22 protein-coding genes are annotated in these 21,413 nt (G+C 66.7%); 15 read left to right on the top strand and 7 right to left on the bottom strand.

The window, feature by feature from the left end:
• Window positions 1-37 precede the first annotated feature (37 nt).
• Entirely contained in the window at window positions 38-2,476 is a 2,439-nt protein-coding gene (locus tag QWJ39_RS10085) for an alpha/beta fold hydrolase (RefSeq protein WP_290257659.1), read from the top strand.
• Here QWJ39_RS10085 and QWJ39_RS10080 read toward each other — a convergent pair.
• A complete protein-coding gene (locus tag QWJ39_RS10080) occupies window positions 2,473-3,270 on the bottom strand; it encodes a class III extradiol ring-cleavage dioxygenase (RefSeq protein ID WP_290257658.1) in 798 nt (265 codons plus the stop codon). The two genes, QWJ39_RS10085 and QWJ39_RS10080, sit on opposite strands and share 4 nt — an antisense overlap.
• Before the next feature lie 87 nt (window positions 3,271-3,357).
• Here QWJ39_RS10080 and QWJ39_RS10075 point away from each other — a divergent pair, with 87 nt between their 5' ends.
• Together QWJ39_RS10075 and QWJ39_RS10070 are read left to right on the top strand one after the other, a co-directional pair.
• A complete protein-coding gene (locus QWJ39_RS10075; RefSeq protein ID WP_290257887.1) occupies window positions 3,358-4,413 on the top strand; it encodes a DNA polymerase IV in 1,056 nt (351 codons plus the stop codon).
• 129 nt (window positions 4,414-4,542) lie between these two features.
• The gene (locus QWJ39_RS10070) at window positions 4,543-5,301 is read left to right on the top strand and encodes a polysaccharide deacetylase family protein (RefSeq protein ID WP_290257657.1); all 759 of its coding nucleotides are present in this window, start codon (window positions 4,543-4,545) and stop codon (window positions 5,299-5,301) included.
• On the opposite strand, the gene QWJ39_RS10065 is transcribed toward QWJ39_RS10070, so the two are convergent.
• The gene (locus tag QWJ39_RS10065) at window positions 5,298-5,846 is read right to left on the bottom strand and encodes an AAA family ATPase (protein WP_290257656.1); all 549 of its coding nucleotides are present in this window, start codon (window positions 5,844-5,846) and stop codon (window positions 5,298-5,300) included. The genes QWJ39_RS10070 and QWJ39_RS10065 overlap by 4 nt on opposite strands.
• Before the next feature lie 3 nt (window positions 5,847-5,849).
• Window positions 5,850-6,398 (bottom strand): AAA family ATPase, encoded by a 549-nt coding sequence (locus QWJ39_RS10060; protein ID WP_290257655.1) that lies wholly within the window; start codon window positions 6,396-6,398, stop codon window positions 5,850-5,852.
• A gap of 81 nt (window positions 6,399-6,479) precedes the next feature.
• Here QWJ39_RS10060 and QWJ39_RS10055 point away from each other — a divergent pair, with 81 nt between their 5' ends.
• The 3 genes from QWJ39_RS10055 (at window position 6,480) to QWJ39_RS10045 (ending at window position 8,480) form a co-directional block, all read left to right on the top strand.
• A complete protein-coding gene (locus QWJ39_RS10055; protein ID WP_290257654.1) occupies window positions 6,480-7,184 on the top strand; it encodes a class I SAM-dependent methyltransferase in 705 nt (234 codons plus the stop codon).
• A gap of 11 nt (window positions 7,185-7,195) precedes the next feature.
• On the top strand, window positions 7,196-7,609 hold the full coding sequence (locus tag QWJ39_RS10050) for a RidA family protein (RefSeq protein WP_290257653.1): 414 nt from the start codon (window positions 7,196-7,198) through the stop codon (window positions 7,607-7,609).
• A gap of 208 nt (window positions 7,610-7,817) precedes the next feature.
• Window positions 7,818-8,480, top strand: coding sequence for a ScbR family autoregulator-binding transcription factor (locus QWJ39_RS10045; protein WP_290257652.1), 663 nt, complete (start codon window positions 7,818-7,820; stop codon window positions 8,478-8,480).
• Between the two features lie 203 nt (window positions 8,481-8,683).
• On the opposite strand, the gene QWJ39_RS10040 is transcribed toward QWJ39_RS10045, so the two are convergent.
• A complete protein-coding gene (locus QWJ39_RS10040) occupies window positions 8,684-8,902 on the bottom strand; it encodes a three-helix bundle dimerization domain-containing protein (protein WP_290257651.1) in 219 nt (72 codons plus the stop codon).
• Window positions 8,903-9,040: 138 nt separating this feature from the next.
• Between QWJ39_RS10040 and QWJ39_RS10035 the strand changes: the two genes are divergently transcribed.
• The 9 genes from QWJ39_RS10035 (at window position 9,041) to QWJ39_RS09995 (ending at window position 18,322) form a co-directional block, all read left to right on the top strand.
• Window positions 9,041-9,664, top strand: coding sequence for a GNAT family protein (locus QWJ39_RS10035; protein ID WP_290257650.1), 624 nt, complete (start codon window positions 9,041-9,043; stop codon window positions 9,662-9,664).
• Window positions 9,665-9,772: 108 nt separating this feature from the next.
• Window positions 9,773-10,162, top strand: a complete 390-nt coding sequence (locus tag QWJ39_RS10030; RefSeq protein ID WP_290257649.1) for an STAS/SEC14 domain-containing protein — start codon at window positions 9,773-9,775, stop codon at window positions 10,160-10,162.
• On the top strand, window positions 10,159-11,697 hold the full coding sequence (locus QWJ39_RS10025; RefSeq protein ID WP_290257648.1) for an EAL domain-containing protein: 1,539 nt from the start codon (window positions 10,159-10,161) through the stop codon (window positions 11,695-11,697). Before QWJ39_RS10030 ends, QWJ39_RS10025 begins: the two co-directional genes overlap by 4 nt.
• A gap of 9 nt (window positions 11,698-11,706) precedes the next feature.
• Complete coding sequence (locus QWJ39_RS10020) at window positions 11,707-12,495, top strand: class I SAM-dependent methyltransferase (RefSeq protein ID WP_290257647.1); 789 nt, start codon at window positions 11,707-11,709, stop codon at window positions 12,493-12,495.
• 5 nt (window positions 12,496-12,500) lie between these two features.
• Window positions 12,501-13,169 carry an alpha/beta hydrolase gene (locus QWJ39_RS10015; RefSeq protein WP_290257645.1) on the top strand — a complete coding sequence of 223 codons (669 nt, stop codon included), beginning with the start codon at window positions 12,501-12,503 and terminating at the stop codon, window positions 13,167-13,169.
• Between the two features lie 90 nt (window positions 13,170-13,259).
• The gene (locus QWJ39_RS10010; protein WP_290257644.1) at window positions 13,260-14,234 is read left to right on the top strand and encodes an aldo/keto reductase; all 975 of its coding nucleotides are present in this window, start codon (window positions 13,260-13,262) and stop codon (window positions 14,232-14,234) included.
• A gap of 156 nt (window positions 14,235-14,390) precedes the next feature.
• A complete protein-coding gene (rlmN, locus tag QWJ39_RS10005) occupies window positions 14,391-15,635 on the top strand; it encodes a 23S rRNA (adenine(2503)-C(2))-methyltransferase RlmN (RefSeq protein ID WP_290257643.1) in 1,245 nt (414 codons plus the stop codon).
• 27 nt (window positions 15,636-15,662) lie between these two features.
• Window positions 15,663-16,727 carry a spore photoproduct lyase family protein gene (locus QWJ39_RS10000; protein WP_290257642.1) on the top strand — a complete coding sequence of 355 codons (1,065 nt, stop codon included), beginning with the start codon at window positions 15,663-15,665 and terminating at the stop codon, window positions 16,725-16,727.
• 125 nt (window positions 16,728-16,852) lie between these two features.
• Window positions 16,853-18,322, top strand: a complete 1,470-nt coding sequence (locus QWJ39_RS09995; RefSeq protein WP_290257641.1) for an HNH endonuclease signature motif containing protein — start codon at window positions 16,853-16,855, stop codon at window positions 18,320-18,322.
• A gap of 30 nt (window positions 18,323-18,352) precedes the next feature.
• On the opposite strand, the gene QWJ39_RS09990 is transcribed toward QWJ39_RS09995, so the two are convergent.
• The 3 genes from QWJ39_RS09990 to nrdF form a co-directional block, all read right to left on the bottom strand.
• A complete protein-coding gene (locus tag QWJ39_RS09990) occupies window positions 18,353-19,270 on the bottom strand; it encodes a PIN domain-containing protein (protein ID WP_290257640.1) in 918 nt (305 codons plus the stop codon).
• Entirely contained in the window at window positions 19,263-20,258 is a 996-nt protein-coding gene (locus QWJ39_RS09985) for an AAA family ATPase (protein WP_290257639.1), read from the bottom strand. The genes QWJ39_RS09990 and QWJ39_RS09985 overlap by 8 nt, the downstream gene beginning before the upstream one ends.
• Before the next feature lie 112 nt (window positions 20,259-20,370).
• On the bottom strand, window positions 20,371-21,345 hold the full coding sequence (gene nrdF, locus QWJ39_RS09980; RefSeq protein WP_290257638.1) for a class 1b ribonucleoside-diphosphate reductase subunit beta: 975 nt from the start codon (window positions 21,343-21,345) through the stop codon (window positions 20,371-20,373).
• Window positions 21,346-21,413 lie beyond the last annotated feature (68 nt).

The raw sequence follows: 21,413 nt of genomic DNA, 5'->3' as shown, positions 1-21,413 counted from the left end.
GTTGACTCTTTCGACACCGAGTCGATAACTTGGCCGTATGAGCGAACACGTGGATGTGTTGATTGTCGGAGCGGGCCTGAGCGGCATCGGATTTGCCAGCCGGTTGAAGCGCGAGCTGCCGGGGAAGAGTTTTGCGGTGCTGGAGTCCCGCGGGGCGGTCGGGGGCACCTGGGACCTCTTCCGGTACCCGGGCATCCGCTCTGACAGCGACATGTACACCCTCGGGTATTCGTTCCGGCCTTGGGAGGGCGCCAAGGCGATCGCGGACGGCGATTCCATCCGCGACTACATCCGGTCCACGGTGGCCGACGAGGGGCTCGAGCCCGCCATCCGGCTCAACACCCGGGTGGTCTCGGCCGACTGGTCCAGTGAGACCGCGCAGTGGAAGGTCACCGTGGTCCGGACCGGCGACGGCGAATACCGGCCCGACGAGGCTCAGGACGGGGAGCGGCAGACACTGACGTGTTCGTTCCTTTCGGTCTGCTCCGGCTACTACCGCTACGACGAGGGCTTCAGCCCGACCATCGAGGGCGCGGAAGACTTCGCCGGCACCATCGTGCACCCGCAGCACTGGCCCGCGGGCCTGGACTACACCGGCAAGCAGGTGGTGGTGGTGGGCAGCGGTGCCACGGCCGTGACCCTGGTGCCCTCGATGGCCAGGACGGCCGCGCGGGTCACCATGCTGCAGCGCTCCCCCACCTACATTGCCCCGGTCCCCGCCCGCGACCACCTGGCCGACCGGCTGCGCGGCAAGCTGCCCGCCCAGCTGGCCTACGACGTCGTGCGCGTGAAGAACATCCTGTTCTCGATGTTCACCTACCAGCTGAGCCGGCGGCGCCCGGAGACCATGAAGGCCATCCTGCGGAAGTCGGCGGTGGCCAAGCTGCCGTCCGGGTTCGCGGTGGACACGCACCTGGCGCCCACCTACCAGCCGTGGGACCAGCGGGTCTGCGCCATCCCCAACGGCGACCTGTACCGCGCTATCAGCGCCGGTACCGCGGACATCGTCACGGACCGGATCGCGCGGATCACCCCCGAAGGCATCGAACTGGCCTCGGGCGGCTTCCTGCCGGCCGATGTGATTGTCACGGCCACCGGGCTGAACCTGCTGGTGATCGGCGGAATGTCGCTCACCGTCGACGGGGAGCCGGTGGACGTGGGCCGGACGCTGACCTACAAGGGCATGATGCTCGACGGCGTCCCCAACTTTGCGCTGACCATCGGCTACACCAACGCCTCCTGGACCCTGAAGGCTGACCTCGTGGCCGGCTACGTGGTCCGGCTCCTGAAGCACATGGATCGGCGGGACCGGCAGTGGGTGGCTCCGGCCGCACCGGCCGAGGTTTCGCAGGGTGAGCTGACGTCGCTGATCGACCTGAAGGCCGGGTACATCTTCCGCGGTTCGGACCTGTTGCCGCGCCAGGGGGCCGGCTCGCCGTGGCGGCTGCACCAGAATTATTTCCGCGACTTCGCCCTGCTGCGCGCCGGCGGGCTGACCGACCGGGTCCGCTTCGGGCGCCGCGGCCAGCGCGTCCGCGCAGGGGCGCCGGCGGCCCCGGCCCCGAAGGACCCGCTGGAGCTGCCGGGCACCGGCTACGTCCAGGTGGGCGGCACGCGGCTGCGCTACCGCAAGACCGGCAGCGGCAGCCCGGTGCTGCTGCTGCACGGGATCGGGCAGAGCCTGGAGGACTGGACCGAACAGCATGAGCTGCTGGCCGGGCGGCACACCGTGTACAGCGTTGACCTGCCGGGCTTCGCCTATTCGGAGCGGCTGCCCGGAACGGCGACGCTCGCCCGGCTCGCCGGCATCCTCCCTGGCTTCCTCGACGCCGTCGGGGTGCGGGAGCCGCTGCCGGTCATGGGCAATTCACTCGGGGGCGCCGTCGCCATGAAGCTGGCGGCGGACCACCCGGAGCGGGTCGCCGCCCTGGTGCTGGCCAACAGCGCCGGCTTCGGCAAGGAGGTCACCCTGGTGCTGCGGCTGCTGGCGGTGCGGCCCGTGGCCGCGCTGCTGATGCGCCCGGCGGAAGCGGCCTCGCTGCGGACGGTGCAGTCGCTGTTCTACGACAAGTCGCTGGTGACGCGGGACCGGGTGGCGCACGCCCTGGCCCTGTCCCGGCGCGCCTCGCACCGGAAGACGCTGCTGGATGTCGCCCGCGACCTCGGGACCATCACAGGCGTCCGCGCGGAGTGGCGGAGCGAGCTGCTCGCCGCCCTGGCGCACAGGGATGTTCCGGCGCTGGTGGTCTGGGGAGACCACGACCACATCCTGCCCTTCAACCACCTCGAGGCAGCGCTCGCGGCCCTCCCGGGGGCGGAGTCGCACGTCTTCGCCAACACCGGCCACATGCCCCAGATCGAGCGCCCGGACGAGTTCGCCGCCGTGGTTGAGGACTTCCTCGACCGGCGCACCACCCCAGCAACCCAGTCCCCCGCCACGCAGGCAGGGGCCGAACTGCAGCCGGACCCGGCCTAGGTCAGGGTCCAGGACCGCTTCGACAGTCCGAACCAGAAGCCGTCGATCGCCGTCTTCGCGTTGAGGTCACCGGATTCGTAGGCGGCACCGAGCGCCACGTACAGCGGCGCCCAGTGCTCGCTGCGCGGGTGCGCCTCGCGGGCCGCCGGGGCCTTGTGCAGGAAGTCCAGGATGGAGTCGACGTCGCCGCGGGCCATGGCTTCCTCGGCCCAGTGGTCGAACTCGCGCGAGACCGAGGGTGGCGTGCTGTCGGGGCCGCCCGCGGGGTTGAACCAGCGCAGGTTGTGGGTGGTGAACCCGGATCCGACAATCAGGGTGCCACGGTCGCGCAGCGGGGCCAGGGACCGGCCCAGGGTGAACAGGCCTTCCGGGTCCAGTGTGGGCATGGACATCTGCACCACCGGGACGTCAGCCTCGGGGAACATCTCCTTCAGCGGCACATACGCGCCGTGGTCCAGGCCGCGGCTCTCGTCCCGCTCCACGTGGTGGCCGTGGTCCGCCACCAGCCTGGCCACCTCGGCGGCCAGCTCCGGGGCCTGCGGCGCGTCGTAGGTGACCTCGTAGTACTTCTGGGCGAACCCGCCGAAGTCGTAGACCAGGCCCGGGTTGCGGGTGGTGGCGCTGAGCGTGACCGGAGCGTTCTCCCAATGAGCGGAAATCATCAGCACATCCTTGGGCTTCGCGAAGGTGCCGGACCAGTCGCTGAGTTCCCGGGTCCAGGTGGCGTCATCCGCGAGCGGCGGGGCGCCGTGGCTGAGGAAGAGGACGGGTGCGCGGTCAGCTGTGGATGTCATGCATTCAGTGTAGAAGTCTTTAGTTGAAGATTCAAGTGTTTATTCGTCGCCTTGCGGCAGACTGGTCGCGTGACCGGAAACCCCTGGGTGCTGCACGTGGACCTGGACCAGTTCATCGCCGCCGTCGAAGTCCTGCGGCGGCCCGAGCTTGCCGGCAGGCCGGTGATCGTCGGCGGCCGCGGCGATCCCGCCGAGCGTGCGGTGGTCTCCACGGCGTCCTACGAGGCCCGGGCCTACGGCGTCGGCTCCGGGATGCCGCTGCGGGTCGCCGCCCGCAAGGTGCCCGACGCCGTCATCCTCCCCGTCGACCGGGACGCCTATCTGGCCGCCTCGGAGACGGTGATGGCGGTGCTGCGAAACCAGCCCGGCGCCACCGTGCAGGTTCTCGGCTGGGACGAAGCATTCGTCGGCATCACGACGGCGGACCCGGAGGCCTACGCCCGGGCCATCCAGGCCGCGGTGCTGGAGGAGACCGGCCTGCACTGCAGCGTGGGCATCGGCGACACGCTGGTCCGGGCCAAGGTGGCCACCGGCTTCGGCAAACCGGCGGGCATCTTCCGGCTCACCGCGGAGAACTGGCTGGAGGTCATGGGCACCAGGCCCACCCGGGAGCTGTGGGGCATCGGCGCCAAGGTCTCCGCCCGGCTGGCCGCGCTGGGCATCACCACCGTGTCCGAACTGGCCGCGGCGGACCCGGCCGCCCTGGTCCCGGAGTTCGGGCCAAAGATGGGCCCCTGGTATGCGGAGCTTGGCCGCGGCGACGGTTCCGCCACCGTGGACAGCACCCCCTGGGTTGCGCGGGGGCACAGCCGGGAGACCACCTTCCAGCAGGACCTCACCAGCCCCGGCCAGGTCGAGGCCGCCCTGCGGGAGCTGGTGGCCCAGGTCCTGGGCGACGTCGCCGCCGAGGGCCGGCCCGTCGTCGGACTCACCCTGAAGGTCCGCTACGCGCCGTTCACCACCAAAACCCTGGCCCGCAAGATTCCGCAGACCTCGGACGGCGCGGACATCCTGGCCCGCACCCTGGCCATCGCCGGGGAAATCGACCCCGGGCGGCCTATCCGGCTGCTGGGGCTGCGGGCCGAGATGACCATGCCCGACGATGCGCGGCAGGGGCACACGCCTACCCGCGGAGGCTGGTGAGGACGGCCGGCGCGGTACCTGTTTTTTCCCGGCGCTGCTTGGAAATTACGTGTTTACAGCCCACGGAGGCGGCCGTAGGGTGCTCGGTTAACAAGGGTTTAGACAACCTTGGGAAGGGATCGATGCACCATGCAAACCACCCGAAACACCACAAGAAAGAGCATTCTCATCAAGGCACTGGTCACCGCGGGTCTGGTGGTGGCGGCACTCCTGGGCGGCCCCGCGGCGGTCGCCCGGGCGGAGGACAAGCCCTTGATCGGCCTGACCTTCGACGACGGGCCCTCACCGCAGCGAACGGCCTTCGTCCTCGACGTCCTGAAGCAGAAGGGCGTGAAGGCGACCTTCTTCCTGCAGGGCGTGAACGCCCAGCAGTACCCGGACCTGGTCCGACGGATCAAGGCCGAGGGGCACGTGATCGGCAATCACTCCTGGAACCACCCCAATTTCCCGGAGCTGAGCAACGCCCAGCAGAAGGACCAGATCGACAGCACCAACGCCGCCATCTCGGCCGTTACCGGATCCACCCCGAAACTGCTGCGCTTCCCGTTCGGCAACAGCACCACCTATGCGGCCGGCTACCTCAAGACGCTCGGCATGAGCGGCGGGGTCCTCTGGCACTGGGACGTCGGTAATCCCGGCGACTTCGAGTGCCCCGGCGCCACGGGCGTACAGAACTACGTCATGGCAGAGGCCGCCCCGGGAGCGATCATCCTGCTCCACGATGCCGAAGACGTCCTGAACTGCCCGGCGTCGCAGTGGACCTACCTGTCGTCCACCATCGACGCCCTGCGCGCCGAGGGCTACGACTTCGGGGTGGTGGCGCCGTCGTCGTCCGCCAACCCGGTGAACCAGGGTTCGCCCGCCGTCGTCGTGGCACCCGCGGGTTAGCCCGCACCGACCGGTCCGGGCCGCTCCACGGCGGCCCGGATCAGGTCCGCAAGGCCGGCCAGATCCACGACGGTTTCCGTGTCCACCCGGAGGGTCGCCCCCAGCTCCAGCGGGGCGCCGTGCTCCGACCACTCCGCCCAGGTCGCGTCGACGGTCGCCGGGTCCATGGCGTGGAAGGGGTGGCGCACCCGCCGTTCATAGCGCGCCCGGGCGGTCTCCGCGCGGACGTCGCACCAAATCTCCGTAATGGCGGGGGCGCCGGACAGGGCGGCCCCTCGCCTCGCGTGCTCCAGGTCGCGGGGCCGGTACCACCAGGATTCGACGACGGCGGTGCCGGGCACCGCGGCCGCCAGTTGCCACATGGTGTCGGACGCGATCTGCCCCAGCCGGCCGCCGGAAACGCAGCCGCCGGTGGTGTCCGCGAGCGCCTCCTTGAGTACGTCCTTGGAGATGACGGGGAGTTGCAGCATGCCGCCGAGCTGGCGGCTGAGGGTGGTCTTACCGGACCCCGGCAGCCCGTTGACCAGAATCAGGGAGGCGGCCATGGGTCAGGACCCGACCGTTGCGTCGGCGTGCCGGCGGAGCACCCGCTCTGCGATCCGGCGGGCTGCCAGTTCCGGTGAAATCCGGGTCGTATCAATGACCTCGGCCTCCTTATGCAGCCAAGCCTCGGCGGCCTCGGCATACGGCTCGACGTAGGCGAAGCGGAACGACGACGGGCCAAGGACCTCATCCTTCTGGATTCGGTCCCGGAGCGTCTGTTCGTCTGCGTGCAGGACGAAGTGCTGAACCGGGATGCCATAGCCGTCCAGTCCGGCGCTGATTTCCCGCCAGTAGCTCTCTACCAGCACTGTCATCGGGATGACCAGCGTGCCGCCGGTGTAGTCGAGGACGCGGCGGGCGGTCTCCACTACCAGCGGCCGCCAGGGATCCCAATGCTGAAAGTTCCCTAGGTCGGGCAGGGCGGGCGCGATGTCCATGAGGACCTCCCCCACTTTCTCCGCGTCGAAGACCCGGGAATTCGGCAAGAGCTCCTGCACCAGGGCACTCGTCGTCGTCTTGCCCGCCCCGTGGGTTCCGTTGATCCACACAATCATGGCTGCACTCTAACCCGGGCCCTTTGCTAGGATCGGCCGGACCGTCCGAAGCAGCAGTGACATCCACGAAGGCGAGGATCCATGAAGGCAGCACTCTACGACGGCTTTGCTGCGAGGTACGCCGCGGAGAACGAGTCCAGTCTCCTCAACGCGCACTACGAGCGGCCCGCCATGTTGGAACTGGCCGGCGACGTCCGTGGCAGGCGAATCCTTGACGCCGGCTGCGGGTCCGGACCGCTGGCGGAGGCGCTGCCGGCCAGGGGCGCCTCGGTCACCGGGATCGACGTCAGCCCCGCCATGATCGACCTCGCGCGGCGCCGCCTGGGCCCGGATGCGGATCTCTACGTCGCTGACCTTGGTGAACCCTTGCCCTTCCCCGACGGCACCTTCGACGACGTCGTCTGCTCGCTGGCACTCCACTACCTTGAGGACTGGTCGGCACCCCTGGCCGAGCTTCGCCGCGTCCTGGTCCCGGGCGGCCGGCTGATGCTGTCCGTGAACCATCCGACGGTCAGTGTCGTCAACTATCCCGGCGAGGACTACTTCACCACCCGGGAGCACTCCGAGGATTACGAGTTCGACGGCGAGCCCGCAGTACTCACCTTCTGGCACCGGCCGCTGCACGCCATGTTCGACGCGTTCTCAGGAGCCGGCTTTCGGGTGGTACGGGTCGCCGAACCGGCCCCCTCGCCGACCACACCGTCGGAGCTCCTCCCACCCCGCATCGCCGCCGGCGAACGCTCCGCGTTCCTGTCGTTCATCTTCTTCGTCCTCGACGCCGGCTGAAGACGCCGTCGATGCACCAAAGACCCACGGTCACCCTCCTTCATCCGGAAGGGCTGAGCAACGCGGCCCAGTACTCCTACGCGGCGTCCGTCGCTCCCGGCGCACGGATGATCTTCCTGGCGGGAGCGTGCCCCCTGAATGTGGACGGCACGACGGCGGAGGTCGGGAACGTCGCCGGCCAGGCGAGGATGGCACTCGACAACATGCGGGTAGCCATGGAAGCTGCCGGCGCGGGCATCCAGGACGTCGTCTTCACGCGGGTCCTCGTGGCGTCCAGCGACCGCGCTGATCTTCACGGTGCGTGGGAGGTGGTCCGGGAGGCTTTCGGAGATCACGACGTACCAAGCACCCTGCTGGGCGTCACGGTTCTCGGGTACGCTGACCAGCTTGTCGAAATCGAGGCCGTCGCCGCGGTAGCACCCTGACGCGCCGCCCCAGCAGAAAACCGATCCCCCGCTGGGCGTCCCCTGAACGAAGAATGGGCTCCCGGCGCATGGCGGCTGGTGGTGCGCCGTGCGCCGTCGTTCGGCCCTCCCTTGTTACGATCGAGGGGTCCGCGGAAACCGCGGGGACCGGCGGCGCGCCCTGCGGCGTCCGGCGCGCAGTGCACGTCCACCAGTCTGAGGTTGATAGATGGTCCTTCAGGATCGCGCAAAAGCTACCCGAGCGGCGGTCATCGCCGGTGCCGCAGCGGTTTTCGAGGAACAGGGCTACGGCAGCACCAGCCTGACCCAGGTGGCGGAGCGGGCCCAGGTGACCAAGGGCGCCATGTACTTCCACTATCCCTCCAAGGAAGCCCTCGCCCGGGCGGTCATTGCCGAACAGCACCGCTTGGCGGAGGCAGAGGGCCAGCGGGTCCTGGCCAAGGGGCTGCCACCCCTCGAGTCGATGATTCTCATCTGCGCCACCTTTGGGCGCCAGTTGGTTGAGGAACCCGTGGTCCGCGCCGGTACGCGCCTGACGTTCGAGGCCACATCGTTCGGGCCACCGGTCCGGGAGCCCTACGTGGACTGGATCGCCACCATTGTGGAGCTGGCCGCCCAGGCCCGGGCCGCGCATCAGCTGCGGGCCTCCGTCGACGCGGAAGCTTTCGCTCATTACCTGGTGGCCTCTTTCACCGGCGTGCAGATGGTCTCCTGTGTCCTGACCGAACGCCAGGATGTCATGCAGCGCATCGAGCAGATGTGGGACATCATGCTGCCCGGAATCCTGCATGAAGACTTGCTGGAACAGGCCAAGAAGCTGTCCGCGCTCATTCCCCAGGCTGTCCTGGAACCCGCCCCGGTAACGGGTTAGACAAAAACCGGACGCCCGTCTTGTTTATGGGACTGCCGTGCCCTAAGGTTGTGACATATCCATTAGGAACCGCACTTTTGCGGTAGCTGTGTCGGCGCACATGTTTTTGGGGGGCGCCGACACGGCTTTTTCCGTTTCCCCACGTCCGGACTCACTCAGCGGCGGCTTTCGGGCGCCGACAGCGGAACCAAGGATCGGGGCGGCTACTCGCCGTCGGCAGGACGGCCCGCCTCGCGGTGCAGCCGGGAACGGGCGCTGTTTTCAACCAGGGTGGGGACGTAAATCCTGATCCGGCCCGTGTCCAGGGAATGGTATTCCTCCCCCACGATGCTCTCGATGCGGTGCCGGGGCTCATCAGGAAAGCGTGCCGCGAGGCGCTCGGTAACCTGACTGATGGTCGATTCCTGCTCAGCGTCGCTCATGCTGTCATTGTGAGCCAGCGGATATTCGCCGTCAATGAATCCACTGCCGTTCCGGGCGGCGTCACCCGGCATTCATCTTCCTGCCGCACAGTTTCCTCCAACCCCGCATCCCCGGGGCGTTGTTGAGGAAAGGTCACTATGGTGCGTCTTCCCCGCCGGCTGCCCGTTCTGGTGACCCACAGCGGCCGGTTTGCACTCTCGCCCTTCGCCGCCGCCGACATCAACCCCCTGGCCCGCCTGCTGACGCACGACGCGGTGTGGTCGCAGGGCTACGGCGACGGCGGCCCCCGGCCTGCCACTTACGGCCAACTCATCGAATTCATCCACCGGCGCTACGACGGACTGGCAATCTTCGCCATCCACCACCACAGGATGCCCGGATCGCCGCTGTTCGCCGGCACCACCGGTATCACCGGCGTCTCGGACGGCAGGGTCCGGGTGGGCCGCACCGTGATCGACCCAACGATGTGGGGTACGGGCGCCAACCACGAGGCGAAGGTCGCCGTCTTCGATTGGCTGTTCGCGGCCGGAGCCGACGGTATCGAGTGCGACGTGGACCCCCGCAACGTCCGCTCGCTGAAGTCGCTGACCACCCTGGGGTTCGCCGTCGAGGGCTTCCGCAGGATCCCGGCGCCCGCCACGGACTCCGGCTGGCGGGACATGGCCGTCCTCGTCCTCCCCGCGGAAGCCTGGCCCGAAGCCCGGGCACGGGCGGTGCGGACGATTGCTGCTGGACGGCCCGCCCTGCGCGCTCCCGCCTAGCGCTGCCCGAGGCGAATATTTGCGTGTTTTGCCGGGCGGCGCCCAGCCCCGGGGTACCTTTAGGGAGTTGCCGAACATTTCGGCTTGGGTCTTGGAAGGTAAGGGGACATGGCACCGGTTATTGTCGACGGCGGCAAGGGCAGCGTTGAGCTCGACGACGGCGGTTACGTGCACCTGCGCTGGCTGCCCAAGGTGGACATCCAGGTCGAGGACGCCCGGGCCGCGATGGCCACCGTGAACGAAGTCTGCCAGGACCAGCCCCATCCCATGCTCGTGGACATGGCCTCGGTCGCGTCGGTGAGCCGCGAGGCTCGGGCCATCTGGTCCATCCCCTGCAGCGCCTCGCGCATCGCGCTGCTGGGCCGGTCGCCGGTAGACCGTGTCCTGGCGAACTTCTTCCTCGGCGTGCACATCCCGCCGTGTCCCACCCGGTTCTTCACCTCCCGTGACGACGCCCTGGCGTGGCTCACTACCGGACAAGCTGGTCCCACGGCGTGAGCCCCGACGGGGAGACCGCCGATCCACGGCTGCAGGAACTCGTCGAAGGAATTGTCCGCCTGGCCGCCGGCGACCTCGAGGCACGGCTCGTTGCCTCCGAGAACGGTGACGAGATCGATGCGGTGATCACCGGCGTCAACCTGCTGGCGGAGGAACTCGGCCACATCCACGCAGAACTTGAGGAGCGCGTGGCCGCCCGGACGGCCATGCTGCGCCGGACCCAGGTGGAACTGGAACTCATGGCCAAGACGGATGCCCTGACAGGCCTGGCCAACCGGCACCTGCTCAGCGAACGGATCCGCGACGCCATCGCGGCCACCTCCGACGCCGCCAGGGTCCCCGCCGTGCTGGTGCTGGACCTCGACTCCTTCAAAGCCATCAATGACACCCTCGGCCACAGTGCCGGCGACGCGGTGCTGGTGGAGGTCTCCCGACGCCTGCTCTCGGTGGTGCGGGCCGAGGACACCGTCGCGCGCCTCGGCGGCGACGAGTTCGCCGTCCTCATCGACGGCGCCACGGAGGAAGAGACCCTCGCCATCGCCCAGCGCGCCCGCGACGCGCTGCAGGAAAGCGTGAAGATCGGCTCCGAGACCGTCTGGACCACGGCCAGCATCGGCGTCTGCATCCAACGCGCCGGCTACTCGCCCGAGGACCTCATCCGCGACGCGGACATCGCCATGTACCAGGCCAAGTCCGAGGGCCGGAACAAGGTCCGCCGCTTCCATCCGGACATGCTCGACGCCGTCCTGGAACGGTCGCGGATCACCTCCGAGCTGCGCAGCGCCGCCGCCGGCGGGGAACTCGCCCTGCTGTACCAGCCGGTGGTGGAGCTCGCCACGGGGAGGATCGCCGGCGTCGAGGCCCTGGTCCGGTGGCACCACCCCGTCCACGGCACCATCATGCCGGATCTGTTCATTGGCATCGCCGAGGAGACCGGGCTGATCCTGGAACTGGGCCGATGGGTGCTCCAGGAAGGCATCGCCCAGCTGGGCCGCTGGAAGGCCGAGGCCCCGGATCTGGCCAACTTCGGCCTCCATGTGAACCTCTCCGCCGCGGAACTCATGCGCAACGACCTGGTCGACGACGTCCGGGAAACCCTGGCACGCCACGGCGTGGAGCCCCGCCGCCTGGTCCTCGAGATCACCGAGACCGTCCTCATGTCCCGCGGCGCCGGTGAGGAGCAAATCCTGCACCGGCTGCGGGACCTCGGCGTCGGGCTTCAGATCGATGATTTCGGAACCGGCTACTCATCGATCAGCTACCTGCGGTCCCTCCCGGCGGACACCGTCAAGGTGGACCAGTCCCTGATCCGCAACCTCGAATCGGACCCCCGGCAGCACAAGTTTGTCGCCGCCGTGCTGCAGCTGATCGCGGCCGCCGAGCTGAACGCCATCGTCGAAGGCATCGAAACCGAGGGCCAGGCGTCCCGGCTGCAGGCCATGGGCTGCCAGTACGGCCAGGGCTACCTGTACGGGCGCCCGGTCGACGCCGCGCAGGTGCTCGAACGGCTCCGCGGCGCGGTCCAGCCCCGGTAGAGTAAGCGGATGTCCAAGCTCTGGCAGCAGCTGCTCCTTGTCCCGACGGTGGTGCGCCTGACCTCCAAGGCCCCGCGGGACCCGCACACGGCGTGGGACCGGTATTGGACCGGCGTCCGCGCGACCGGCAGCGACGGCGATGTCCTCTGGGATTCGGATTCCGCTGCGGAACACGCCCAGTATGCCAGCGTCCTGCTGGACGCCTTCGATCCGGCCCTGCCCGTCATCGACGTCGGCTGCGGCAACGGCACGCACACCCGCTGGCTGGCCGGGCTCTTCCCGCAGGTCCTCGGCATCGACGTCTCCCCCGGGGCCGTTGCCCGCGCGGCCCACGAGGCCCGGACCATCCCCAACGCAGACTTCCTGGCCGTTGACGCCACCGGCGAGGGTGCCGGCGAGCAGCTCCTGGACCGGCTCGGTCCGGCGAACGTGTTTGTCCGGGGCGTCTTCCACGTGTTGGATCCCGCGCACCAGGCCGCACTGGCCGCGAACCTTTGCACGCTGGTGGCCGGCCAGGGCCAGGTGTTCCTCGCCGAAACTAACTTCCCCGGATCGAGCCTGGACTACCTCACCGCGCTCGGCGCCAGCCACCACCACGTCCCCCGGCAACTGGAGCGGGCACTGCAGCACCTCCCCCGGCCGGGACGGTTCGGCGGGGCGGAACGGCAGCGTGCCTTCCCGGCCTCTGAGTGGGAGCTGCGTTCCGAGGGGCCGGTCAACATCGAGGTTGTTCCGATGAAGCCGGAGGGGCTCCCCCAGCAGGTTCCCGGCTACTTCGCCCTGCTCAAGGGAGTGTAGGGCCGGTGCCGGCACGTGCCGAGGTGGTCCTGGTTCACGGCCTGTGGCACCAACCCCGGCACTTCGCCAAGCTCGTCGAGGAACTGCGTTCGCGGGGCCTGACGGTTCATGCGCCCCACCTTCATCGCGGCTCGCTCGCCGCCGACACGGACGCCGTCCAATCCGTCGTCGATTCCTGCGCGTCCCCGCCGCTGGTCCTGGGGCACTCCTATGGCGGGTCCGTCGTAACGGGGCTTGAGCGGATCAGCCACCTCCTCTACGTCGCGGCCTTCGTCCCGGCGACTGGAGAGAGCGGCGCCTCCCTCGGCGGACGTGCGGCCCTCATCAACAGCATCGTCGAGCACCACGACGACGGGACCTCACGCCTGCGGCCGGAGTTAGCCGGAGACCTCCTTTATGCCGACTGCAGTCCCGAAGACCGAGCCAGGGCCACGTCCCTGCTCGTTCCCCAGCGTTCGGGGCATGGCCGCGGTGTCCCGGCACGGACCGCCTGGCTGACGACGCCGAGCACGTACATCGTCTGCCGGCAGGACAAGGCCCTCGACCCCACGCTCCAGTTGCGGATGGCCCGCCGGTGCACCACGTACGAGGCCCTGGATTCGGGCCACTCCCCGTTCCTTGGCCAGCCCGGCGCCGTCGCGGACGCCGTCGTCGCAATCCTCTCCTCCCACTGACTGTGCGTTCCTCGCAATTTGTCAGACTCGTCGCCTAACGTGGGGCGAAGGCCACACCGGCGGCCGTGGGATTTGCGACGGAAGGCAGACGTGGATTACATCAAACTCGGCAACACCGGCATGGACATCTCACCGCTGGCCCTGGGCTGCATGACGTACGGGGACCCCGAGCGGGGACCGCACCCGTGGACCCTGCCCGAGGAGGAGAGCCGTCCACTGATCCGGCAGGCCGTGGACGCGGGAATCAACTTCTTCGACACGGCGAACGTCTACTCCAACGGCTCCAGCGAGGAGATCGTGGGCCGCGCCCTTGCCGAGTTCACCCGCCGCGAGGACACCGTCATCGCCACGAAGGTCCACGGCGTCATGCGCCCCGGCCCCAACGGGCGCGGACTCTCTCGCAAGGCCATCTTCGCGGAACTGGACGCCAGCCTCACCCGGCTGGGCACCGACTACATCGACCTTTACCAGATCCACCGCTGGGACCCTTCGACGCCGATCGAGGAGACGCTCGAGGCACTGCACGACGTCGTCAAGGCCGGCAAGGTGCGCTACATCGGCGCGTCCTCGATGGCCGCCTGGCAGTTCAGCAAGGCGCTCTACCTGCAGCAGCTCAACGGTTGGACCCGGTTCGTCACCATGCAGGACCACTACAACCTGGTCTACCGCGAGGAGGAACGCGAGATGTTCCCACTCTGCGCGGACCAGAAGATCGGGGTGCTGCCCTGGAGCCCGCTGGCCCGCGGCAAGCTCACCCGGGACTGGGACGAGAAGACCAACCGCTCGGAAAAGGATGCGTTCGGCAAGACCCTCTACAGCGCCGAGAGCGGCGACCGCGCCGTGGCAGACGCCGTCCGAACCAGCGCCGAGCGCCGCGGTGTCCCCCGTGCGCAGGTGGCCCTGGCGTGGGTTCGAGCCAACAGCGTGGTCAGCGCCCCGATCGTCGGCGCCAGCAAGGCGCAGCACCTGGAGGACGCCCTCGCCTCGCTGGAGCTGACGCTGACGCCTGAGGAAATGGCCGAACTGGAGAGCCCGTACGTCCCGCACGAGGTCGCGGGCTACTAGGGATCGTCCCCGATGCACTGGCCGCCGGACGGCGGGTGCCGGACGCCGGATGCAGCAGCGGGCGCGGCCCCTGGGTGCGGCCCGCCGGTGCCGCGCCCGGCCGCCGGGCTGCCCCGCGCTTAGCGTGTGGTAGAACGGCGTGGGACAATAGAAAGGATGACTTCCTCAACTTCCCCCTCCGACGCCCCCGACCGTACCCGCGCGAAGGGCGGCGACGCCGTCGGCAGCGCACGCCCGCAGGTCCGCCCGACGGCGGAAGGCTGGGAGCAGGCGCGCACCTCGGAGGGCCGGCCGGTCCTCCAGTTCGCTTCGCCGCGGGTGAAGCAGCCGCCGGCGCACCTAGCTGACCTCACGCTGGAGGAGCGCGCCGCGAAGCTCAAGGAGATGGGTGTTCCCGCGTTCCGCGCGAAGCAGCTCTCCACGCACTACTTCCAGCACTGGACCACGGATCCGGCGGCGATGAGCGACCTGCCCAAGGCCGGGCGCGAGGAGCTCGTGGCCGAGATGTTCCCGCCGCTGCTGACCGAGGTCCGCCGCCTCCGCACGGACAACGGGGACACCATCAAGTTCCTCTGGCGGCTGTTCGACGGCGCCCTGGTCGAGTCCGTGCTGATGCGCTACCCCGGCCGGATCACGCTCTGCGTGTCCTCGCAGGCCGGCTGCGGCATGAACTGCCCGTTCTGCGCCACCGGCCAGGCGGGGCTGACCCGCAACATGTCCACCGCGGAGATCGTGGACCAGGTGGTCGCCGCCAACCGTGCCATCGCGGCGGGCGAGCTGGGCCCCAAGGAGCACGACGACGAGCGCGTCACCAACATTGTCTTCATGGGCATGGGTGAACCGCTGGCCAACTACAAGCGTGTCATGGCGGCGCTGCACCGCTTCGTGGACCCGTCCCCCGAGGGACTGGGGATGTCGGCCCGCAACATCACCGTCTCCACTGTGGGCCTGGTCCCGGCCATCCGCAAGCTGGCCGACGAGGAAATTCCGGTCACCTTCGCACTGTCACTGCACGCGCCCGACGACGAGCTCCGCGACGAGCTGATCCCGGTGAACAACCGCTGGAAGGTCGACGAGGCCATCGACGCCGCGTACGAGTACTACCGCAAGACCGGCCGCCGCGTCAGCATCGAGTACGCGCTGATCAAGGACATGAACGACCACCCGTGGCGCGCCGACCTGCTGGCCAAGAAGCTGAACCAGCGCGGCCGCGGCTGGGTGCACGTCAACCCGATCCCACTGAACCCGACGCCGGGTTCCATCTGGACCGCCTCGGAGAAGCCGGTGGCCCAGGAATTCATCGCCCGGCTCCGCGCCGCCGGGGTCCCCTGCACCCTCCGCGACACCCGTGGCAAGGAGATCGACGGCGCCTGCGGCCAGCTCGCCGCCGCTGACGAGTAGTCCCCGGGCCCGCAGGGGAAAGGAATCGTGGAGTTCAACCGCCTGCTACAGATCCGGCGCATCTATGCCCAGCCCGCGGCACTGGAACTACCCCGGGGCAGGGAAATCGTCGCACGCTGGCCGGACGCCGACGTCGTCCTTGTCGATAGCCACTGGAACATCCCCGAGGTCCACGGGAATGAAACGAACGTGCCGCGTTGGTCCAGGATCAAGACGGAGGCACTGGTCCTCGGCGTCAAGAAGTCGCTGACCGTCAAACCCAACGGCCGGTCGGCGGATTTCATTGCACCCTCGACGGCGAACGGCTGCGCCATGGCTTGCGCCTACTGCTATGTGCCCCGGCACAAGGGGTACAGCAACCCGGTCACCGTGTTCGCGAACATCGACGACATCGCCCGGACGCTGGAGCGGCATGCCACGCGCCAGGGCATCAAGCTGGAGCCCAACCAGTGCGATCCGGAGCTCTGGGTTTACGACATCGGCGAGAACAGCGACTGCTCCGTCGACGCCCTGATCAGCGACAACGTGGAAGACCTGGTCATGCTCTTCCGCGACCTGCCCACCGCGAAGCTTTCGTTTGCCACCAAATATGTGAACCCGGCAATGCTCGCGTGGGACCACGGCGGCCACACCAGGATCCGCTTCTCCCTGATGCCCGCGGCCCTGGCCAAGTCCGTCGACGTCCGGACCTCGCCGATGGCTGAACGAATGGCCGCCATCAACGACTTTGTTGAAGCCGGCTACGAGGTGCACGTGAACTTCTCCCCCGTCATCATCACGGACACCTGGCTGCACGATTGGGAGGAACTGCTGCGTCAGCTCGACGCCACCCTGACTGACGCCGCGAAGGCCCAACTCGCGGCGGAGGTCATCTTTCTGACGCACAACGAGGGGCTCCACGAGGTAAATCTGGGCTGGCACCCGCAGGCTGAGCAGGCACTCTGGCGCCCGGACCTGCAGGAGTCAAAGGTCTCGTCGAACGGATTCACGAACGTCCGCTACCGGTCGGGAGCCAAGGCAGGCTACGTGGGGCAACTGACGCAGCTCATCGCCGACATCGCGCCCTATTGTCGGATCCGCTACGCGTTCTGAGGGAGGCTTGGAGCTGGTTGGCAGTCCCCGGTCTTACGCGCCGGCGTGCTATCTCTCGCCGGTCCCGGACACGGATGAGCCTGCGTCCGGGTTTGAATGTCGGTGCTCCGCCCTAGTGTTGAGTCATGGAGAGCGGAGAGGCTTTCGATTATGGCGTCAATGCAGGCATCAGGGCGGCGGTCGCGGCCCTGAGGCAGTCCGCCGCCGCGCTTGAGCTGCTGCTCTCCTGCCCTGTCACCAGCCCTGCGCTTGGGCACGACTCCGATCCAGCCCGTTTGCTCGCCGATGCCTGCCTGGACGGGCTCTCGGAAGTTGCCCGCGTGGAATCCCGGGCCGCCGCGCTGAAGGTCCACCTGACTGCCGAATACGTCCGGCTTGCGGAGGTCGTTGCCGGGATTAGCTCATCGCCCCAGGAGTGCACCGCACGGGAGATGGGCACGGTCGCGGAAATCGCGGGTGTGCTGACGGTCAGTGAACGGTCCGCCGCGGCACTGATCTGCGAAGCGTTGTCCCTGACGACGTCGCTGCCCCTGACGCTGGGCGCGTTGCGTGCCGGCAAGGTTTCCTGGCAGCACGCTCGGATCATGGTGGACGAAGCCTCGAGTCTCTCCCCCGCCGGTGCCACGGCCTTGGAGAGTCACTTCCTCGACCCGGACGACTCCTCACCGGCCCGCGGCTGTTACGCAGGTGAACTCGTCCCCGGACGGTTCCGGGCAAAGGCCAGGACCTGGCACGAGCGGCATCATCCTGACAGCATCGAGGCCCGGCACACCCGCGGCGCGGCCGACCGGCGGGTGGAGTTTCACCCCGACCGGGACGGCATGGCCTGGCTGAGTGCCTATCTACCGGCGGTGGAAGCGGCCGGAATCTTCGACCGGCTCACCTCCGCCTCCCGTGCTTTGCAGGGACCGGACGAGCCGCGGACACTGGCCCAGCTCCGTGCGGACGTGGCCGTTACCCTGTTGCTGGCCGACCGTTCCGATGGCTACGTCGACGGCGACGCCGGACCTGGTATTGAGGGGACCGCCTCCGCGTCCACCATTGGCCGGGCGCCGGTCCCGCGGGCGCAGGTGCTGGTCACCGTCCCGGTGCTATCACTACTGGGGCTGACCGATGAGCCTGCAACGCTGGATGGCTTCGGACCGATCCCGCCGTCGACGGCCAGGAGGCTGGTGGCGGACGGGGCGGACTCGTTCTACCGGGTGCTGGTGGATCCCCGGGATGGTGCGCCACTGGAGATCGGCCGCACCAGCTACCGGATACCCAAGGCTATGCGGCAATGGCTTCGGCTGCGCGACGCCAAGTGCTCCTTCCCAGGCTGCAACAACTCTTCCCTCGTTACGGAAGCAGATCACCTGCTTGCCTGGGCCAACGGCGGGACCACCGGCATCAGTAACCTCGGCCAGCCGTGCCGGAAGCATCACCGGCTCAGACACACCACGGCGTGGCAACCGACTTCCGCCACGCCACAGAAGCCGCCGGAATGGGTCTCCCCCACTGGACGCCGCTACCGGAGCGAGCAACAGGATTGGGAACCTCCACTCTGGCCGGATTTCCTTTCGCCATTCAGCGGAGCTCTTTTGACCAAGCGCTAAAACACTTTGAAATTCAAGTCCCGCAGCTGCCTATTTGAGGGTTGATTCAATAATCTCCGCCGAAGTTGGTGGTCCGCCATTAGGCTCAAAGTTAACCCAAGCATCGAAATTCAGGGTTAGAAGGTCGTTACCGTCTTCGGAAACGAGAGTGGCTTCTCCGGTCACTAAGGCCAGAATAGTATCGGAAACGAGGTATGCAGTAGAGGACGAAACCGCAGAGAGTCGTGCCTGCGATATCGCAACCTTTTCCGGTGCTACATCGAGATCATCACTTTGGAGATACTCCAGAGCAACCTCCCTGAGAACGTCTGAGAACACGTCCTGAGCGGCATGTGATTTCAGGGCCGGGGCCGGAACCTTTGTAGCGATACTGTCCATAAAACCTCTAATGGAAGTGAAGTACTTTACACTACCCTCAGCACCCAACAAATCATCTTGAAGTTTCGGGTGCAAACCACCTTGAGCATCTGATGCGAAATCTTTTGTATTTTTGCTGATCAGATTGACGACCTTACCCTGAGACGCCAGCCTCGAAGCAGTAAGCCAAATAGCACTGTCGCGGGCACCGACGCCGCCCCTGGCAGGCGGTTGGCGAAGTGCCTCCCGCTTGAGCGCCTCCAGCGCATCATCGCCCGAAATAGGGACTACAGTAAAAGTCGACCTCAGCTCGTATTCCCAGTCCCGGCCCATGTCTTCTACTGACGGTAGGTAAACACTCGGCGCGTCAGTGAACTTGCTCAGCTGGTTTATGGCGGAATACAAGTTTTCTGTAGCCTCTGCAGCTCGCGTCATTCTCAGATTCATCGATTCGTGCAGGACTATCTCCGGGAGAACGGGCTCGATACCCGTAGTTTTGCAAAGTTGGAAAATAGACCGCCAGAAATTCGTATTTAGCGGTCCGGCCAAAGGGAGAGAATTTGTGTCAAACACTGCAACGATTTCAGACAACGACCTGATCCAAACGCGTTACTATCCGGTCCGAGAGATCCTTGAACAACTTCAATGTATCCTGCGCCCGCGTATATTGAGAGCCGCGAGCTTCCGAGCCTGTCAACTCAAATACGGCCAAATTCTTCTGCTGAGCCATAGGTACGAGACTCGATAGGTTCTTAACTTCGCCCAGCCTCGCAGAAGCCGCCGGGATAGTCACTCCTGCACTTCGCAGGGGTCCCACGACCCCGCTTTCGTACGTCTGCGGTATCTTGTCAATCCACCTCTGGAATGCCGCAGCAGGAGCGCTCCGATAGCTAGCGAATTGCTGGCTAACGTAGCCCAGCGGAGACGGAGTACCAGCAGGAAGATCATACGGAAGGTCATCAGCAACACCCGTTCTGGCAGCCGACTGCTTAGCTGTTCGCCACTCTTCAACCCACCGATGGACACTCTTTCCCACGCTCGGAAGTGCCGTCAGGGAGAAAAGATCCGGGGCAAGCGGGACGACAAATCCATCCGAGCCAAGCATAACCACCCTGTTGAGAGCACCTACACTTGGGCCCAAGTCCACCAAAACATAGTCAGCTCCTACTTGAGCCGCCAGGTGCCTCGTTAGCCGGTCTACAGCTGTGGTCCGCTGAAAGCCTTGGTAGATTCCCGCGATACTATCGGTCCATGCCGCGGGAAGAACTTCTTCGAATTCGCTTAGGCGGATGTCTCCCGGCAGGAGATAGGCTCCGTCGCGAATTTTGACGGGTTCGACAAAATTCGGTTCACCAATGGTTTTGATAACCGGTTCCAGCGCGTTGTAAATAGTCGCTTTCCGGTTCAGAACCTCCTCATATTTATCCGAAGAAAGAGCCGCGCCTGTTAGGTTTGTTTGCGCATCAGCGTCGATAAATAGGACGGTCTTCCCATGCTTCGCCATTGCAAGACCAACATTGAAAAGAAGCGTGGTCTTACCCACGCCGCCTTTGTGGTTGAAAAAGGAGACCGTCTTCAACTGTACTCTTTTCTTTGTGATAGGCAGAGATCAGTTCCCCGATTGAACACCTACATGAGATTCAATCCGCGGAAATCCAGCATTGTTCTAAGACATTACAACTAGTTAGGGACTAGAAGTCCCAGTCCTCATCCTCGGTATTGACAGCCTTGCCAATGACGTACGACGAGCCCGACCCGGAGAAGAAGTCGTGGTTCTCGTCGGCGTTCGGCGACAGGGCCGAGAGGATCGCCGGGTTCACGTCGGTGACGGAGGCGGGGAACATGGCCTCGTAGCCGAGGTTCATCAGGGCCTTGTTGGCGTTGTAATGCAGGAACTTCTTGACATCCTCGGCCAGGCCGACGCCGTCGTAGAGATCGTGGGTGTACTGGACCTCGTTCTCGTACAGCTCGAAGAGCAGCTCGAAGGTGTAGTCCTTGATCTCCTGGCGCTTCTCCTCGGAGACCTTCTCCAGGCCCTTCTGGAACTTGTAGCCGATGTAGTAACCGTGGACGGCCTCATCGCGGATGATCAGGCGGATCAGGTCGGCCGTGTTCGTCAGCTTGGCCCGCGAGGACCAGTACATCGGCAGGTAGAAGCCGGAGTAGAACAGGAAGCTCTCCAGCAGGGTGGAGGCCACCTTGCGCTTCAGCGGGTCGTCGCCCTGGTAGTAGTCCATGACGATCTGGGCCTTCTTCTGAAGGTTCTCGTTCTCGGTGGACCAGCGGAACGCCTCGTCGATCTCCTTGGTGGAGGCCAGCGTGGAGAAGATCGAGGAGTAGCTCTTGGCGTGCACGGACTCCATGAACGCGATGTTCGTGTAGACGGCTTCCTCGTGCGGGGTGACCGCGTCCGGGATCAGCGAGACGGCGCCGACGGTGCCCTGGATGGTGTCCAGCAGGGTCAGGCCGGTGAACACCCGCATGGTGAGCTGCTGCTCGGCCGGCGTCAGGGTGTTCCACGACTGGACGTCGTTGGACAGCGGCACCTTCTCCGGCAGCCAGAAGTTGTTGACCAGGCGGTTCCAGACGTCCACGTCCTTGTCGTCCTGGATCCGGTTCCAGTTGATCGCCTCGACGTGGCTCAGCAGCTTGACCTTCTCGGTCATGTCATCCCCTCAATGTTGGGTTGGTTCTCTAAGTTAAAGCGTACGACGGCGGGCGGGCGCCCGCCGTC

The sequence above is a fragment of the Arthrobacter sp. YD4 genome (assembly GCF_030410515.1).
GTDB lineage: Bacteria > Actinomycetota > Actinomycetes > Actinomycetales > Micrococcaceae > Arthrobacter.
The sequence above is the reverse complement of the archived record's forward strand: the minus strand, read 5'-3'. Positions and strand labels throughout refer to the sequence as shown.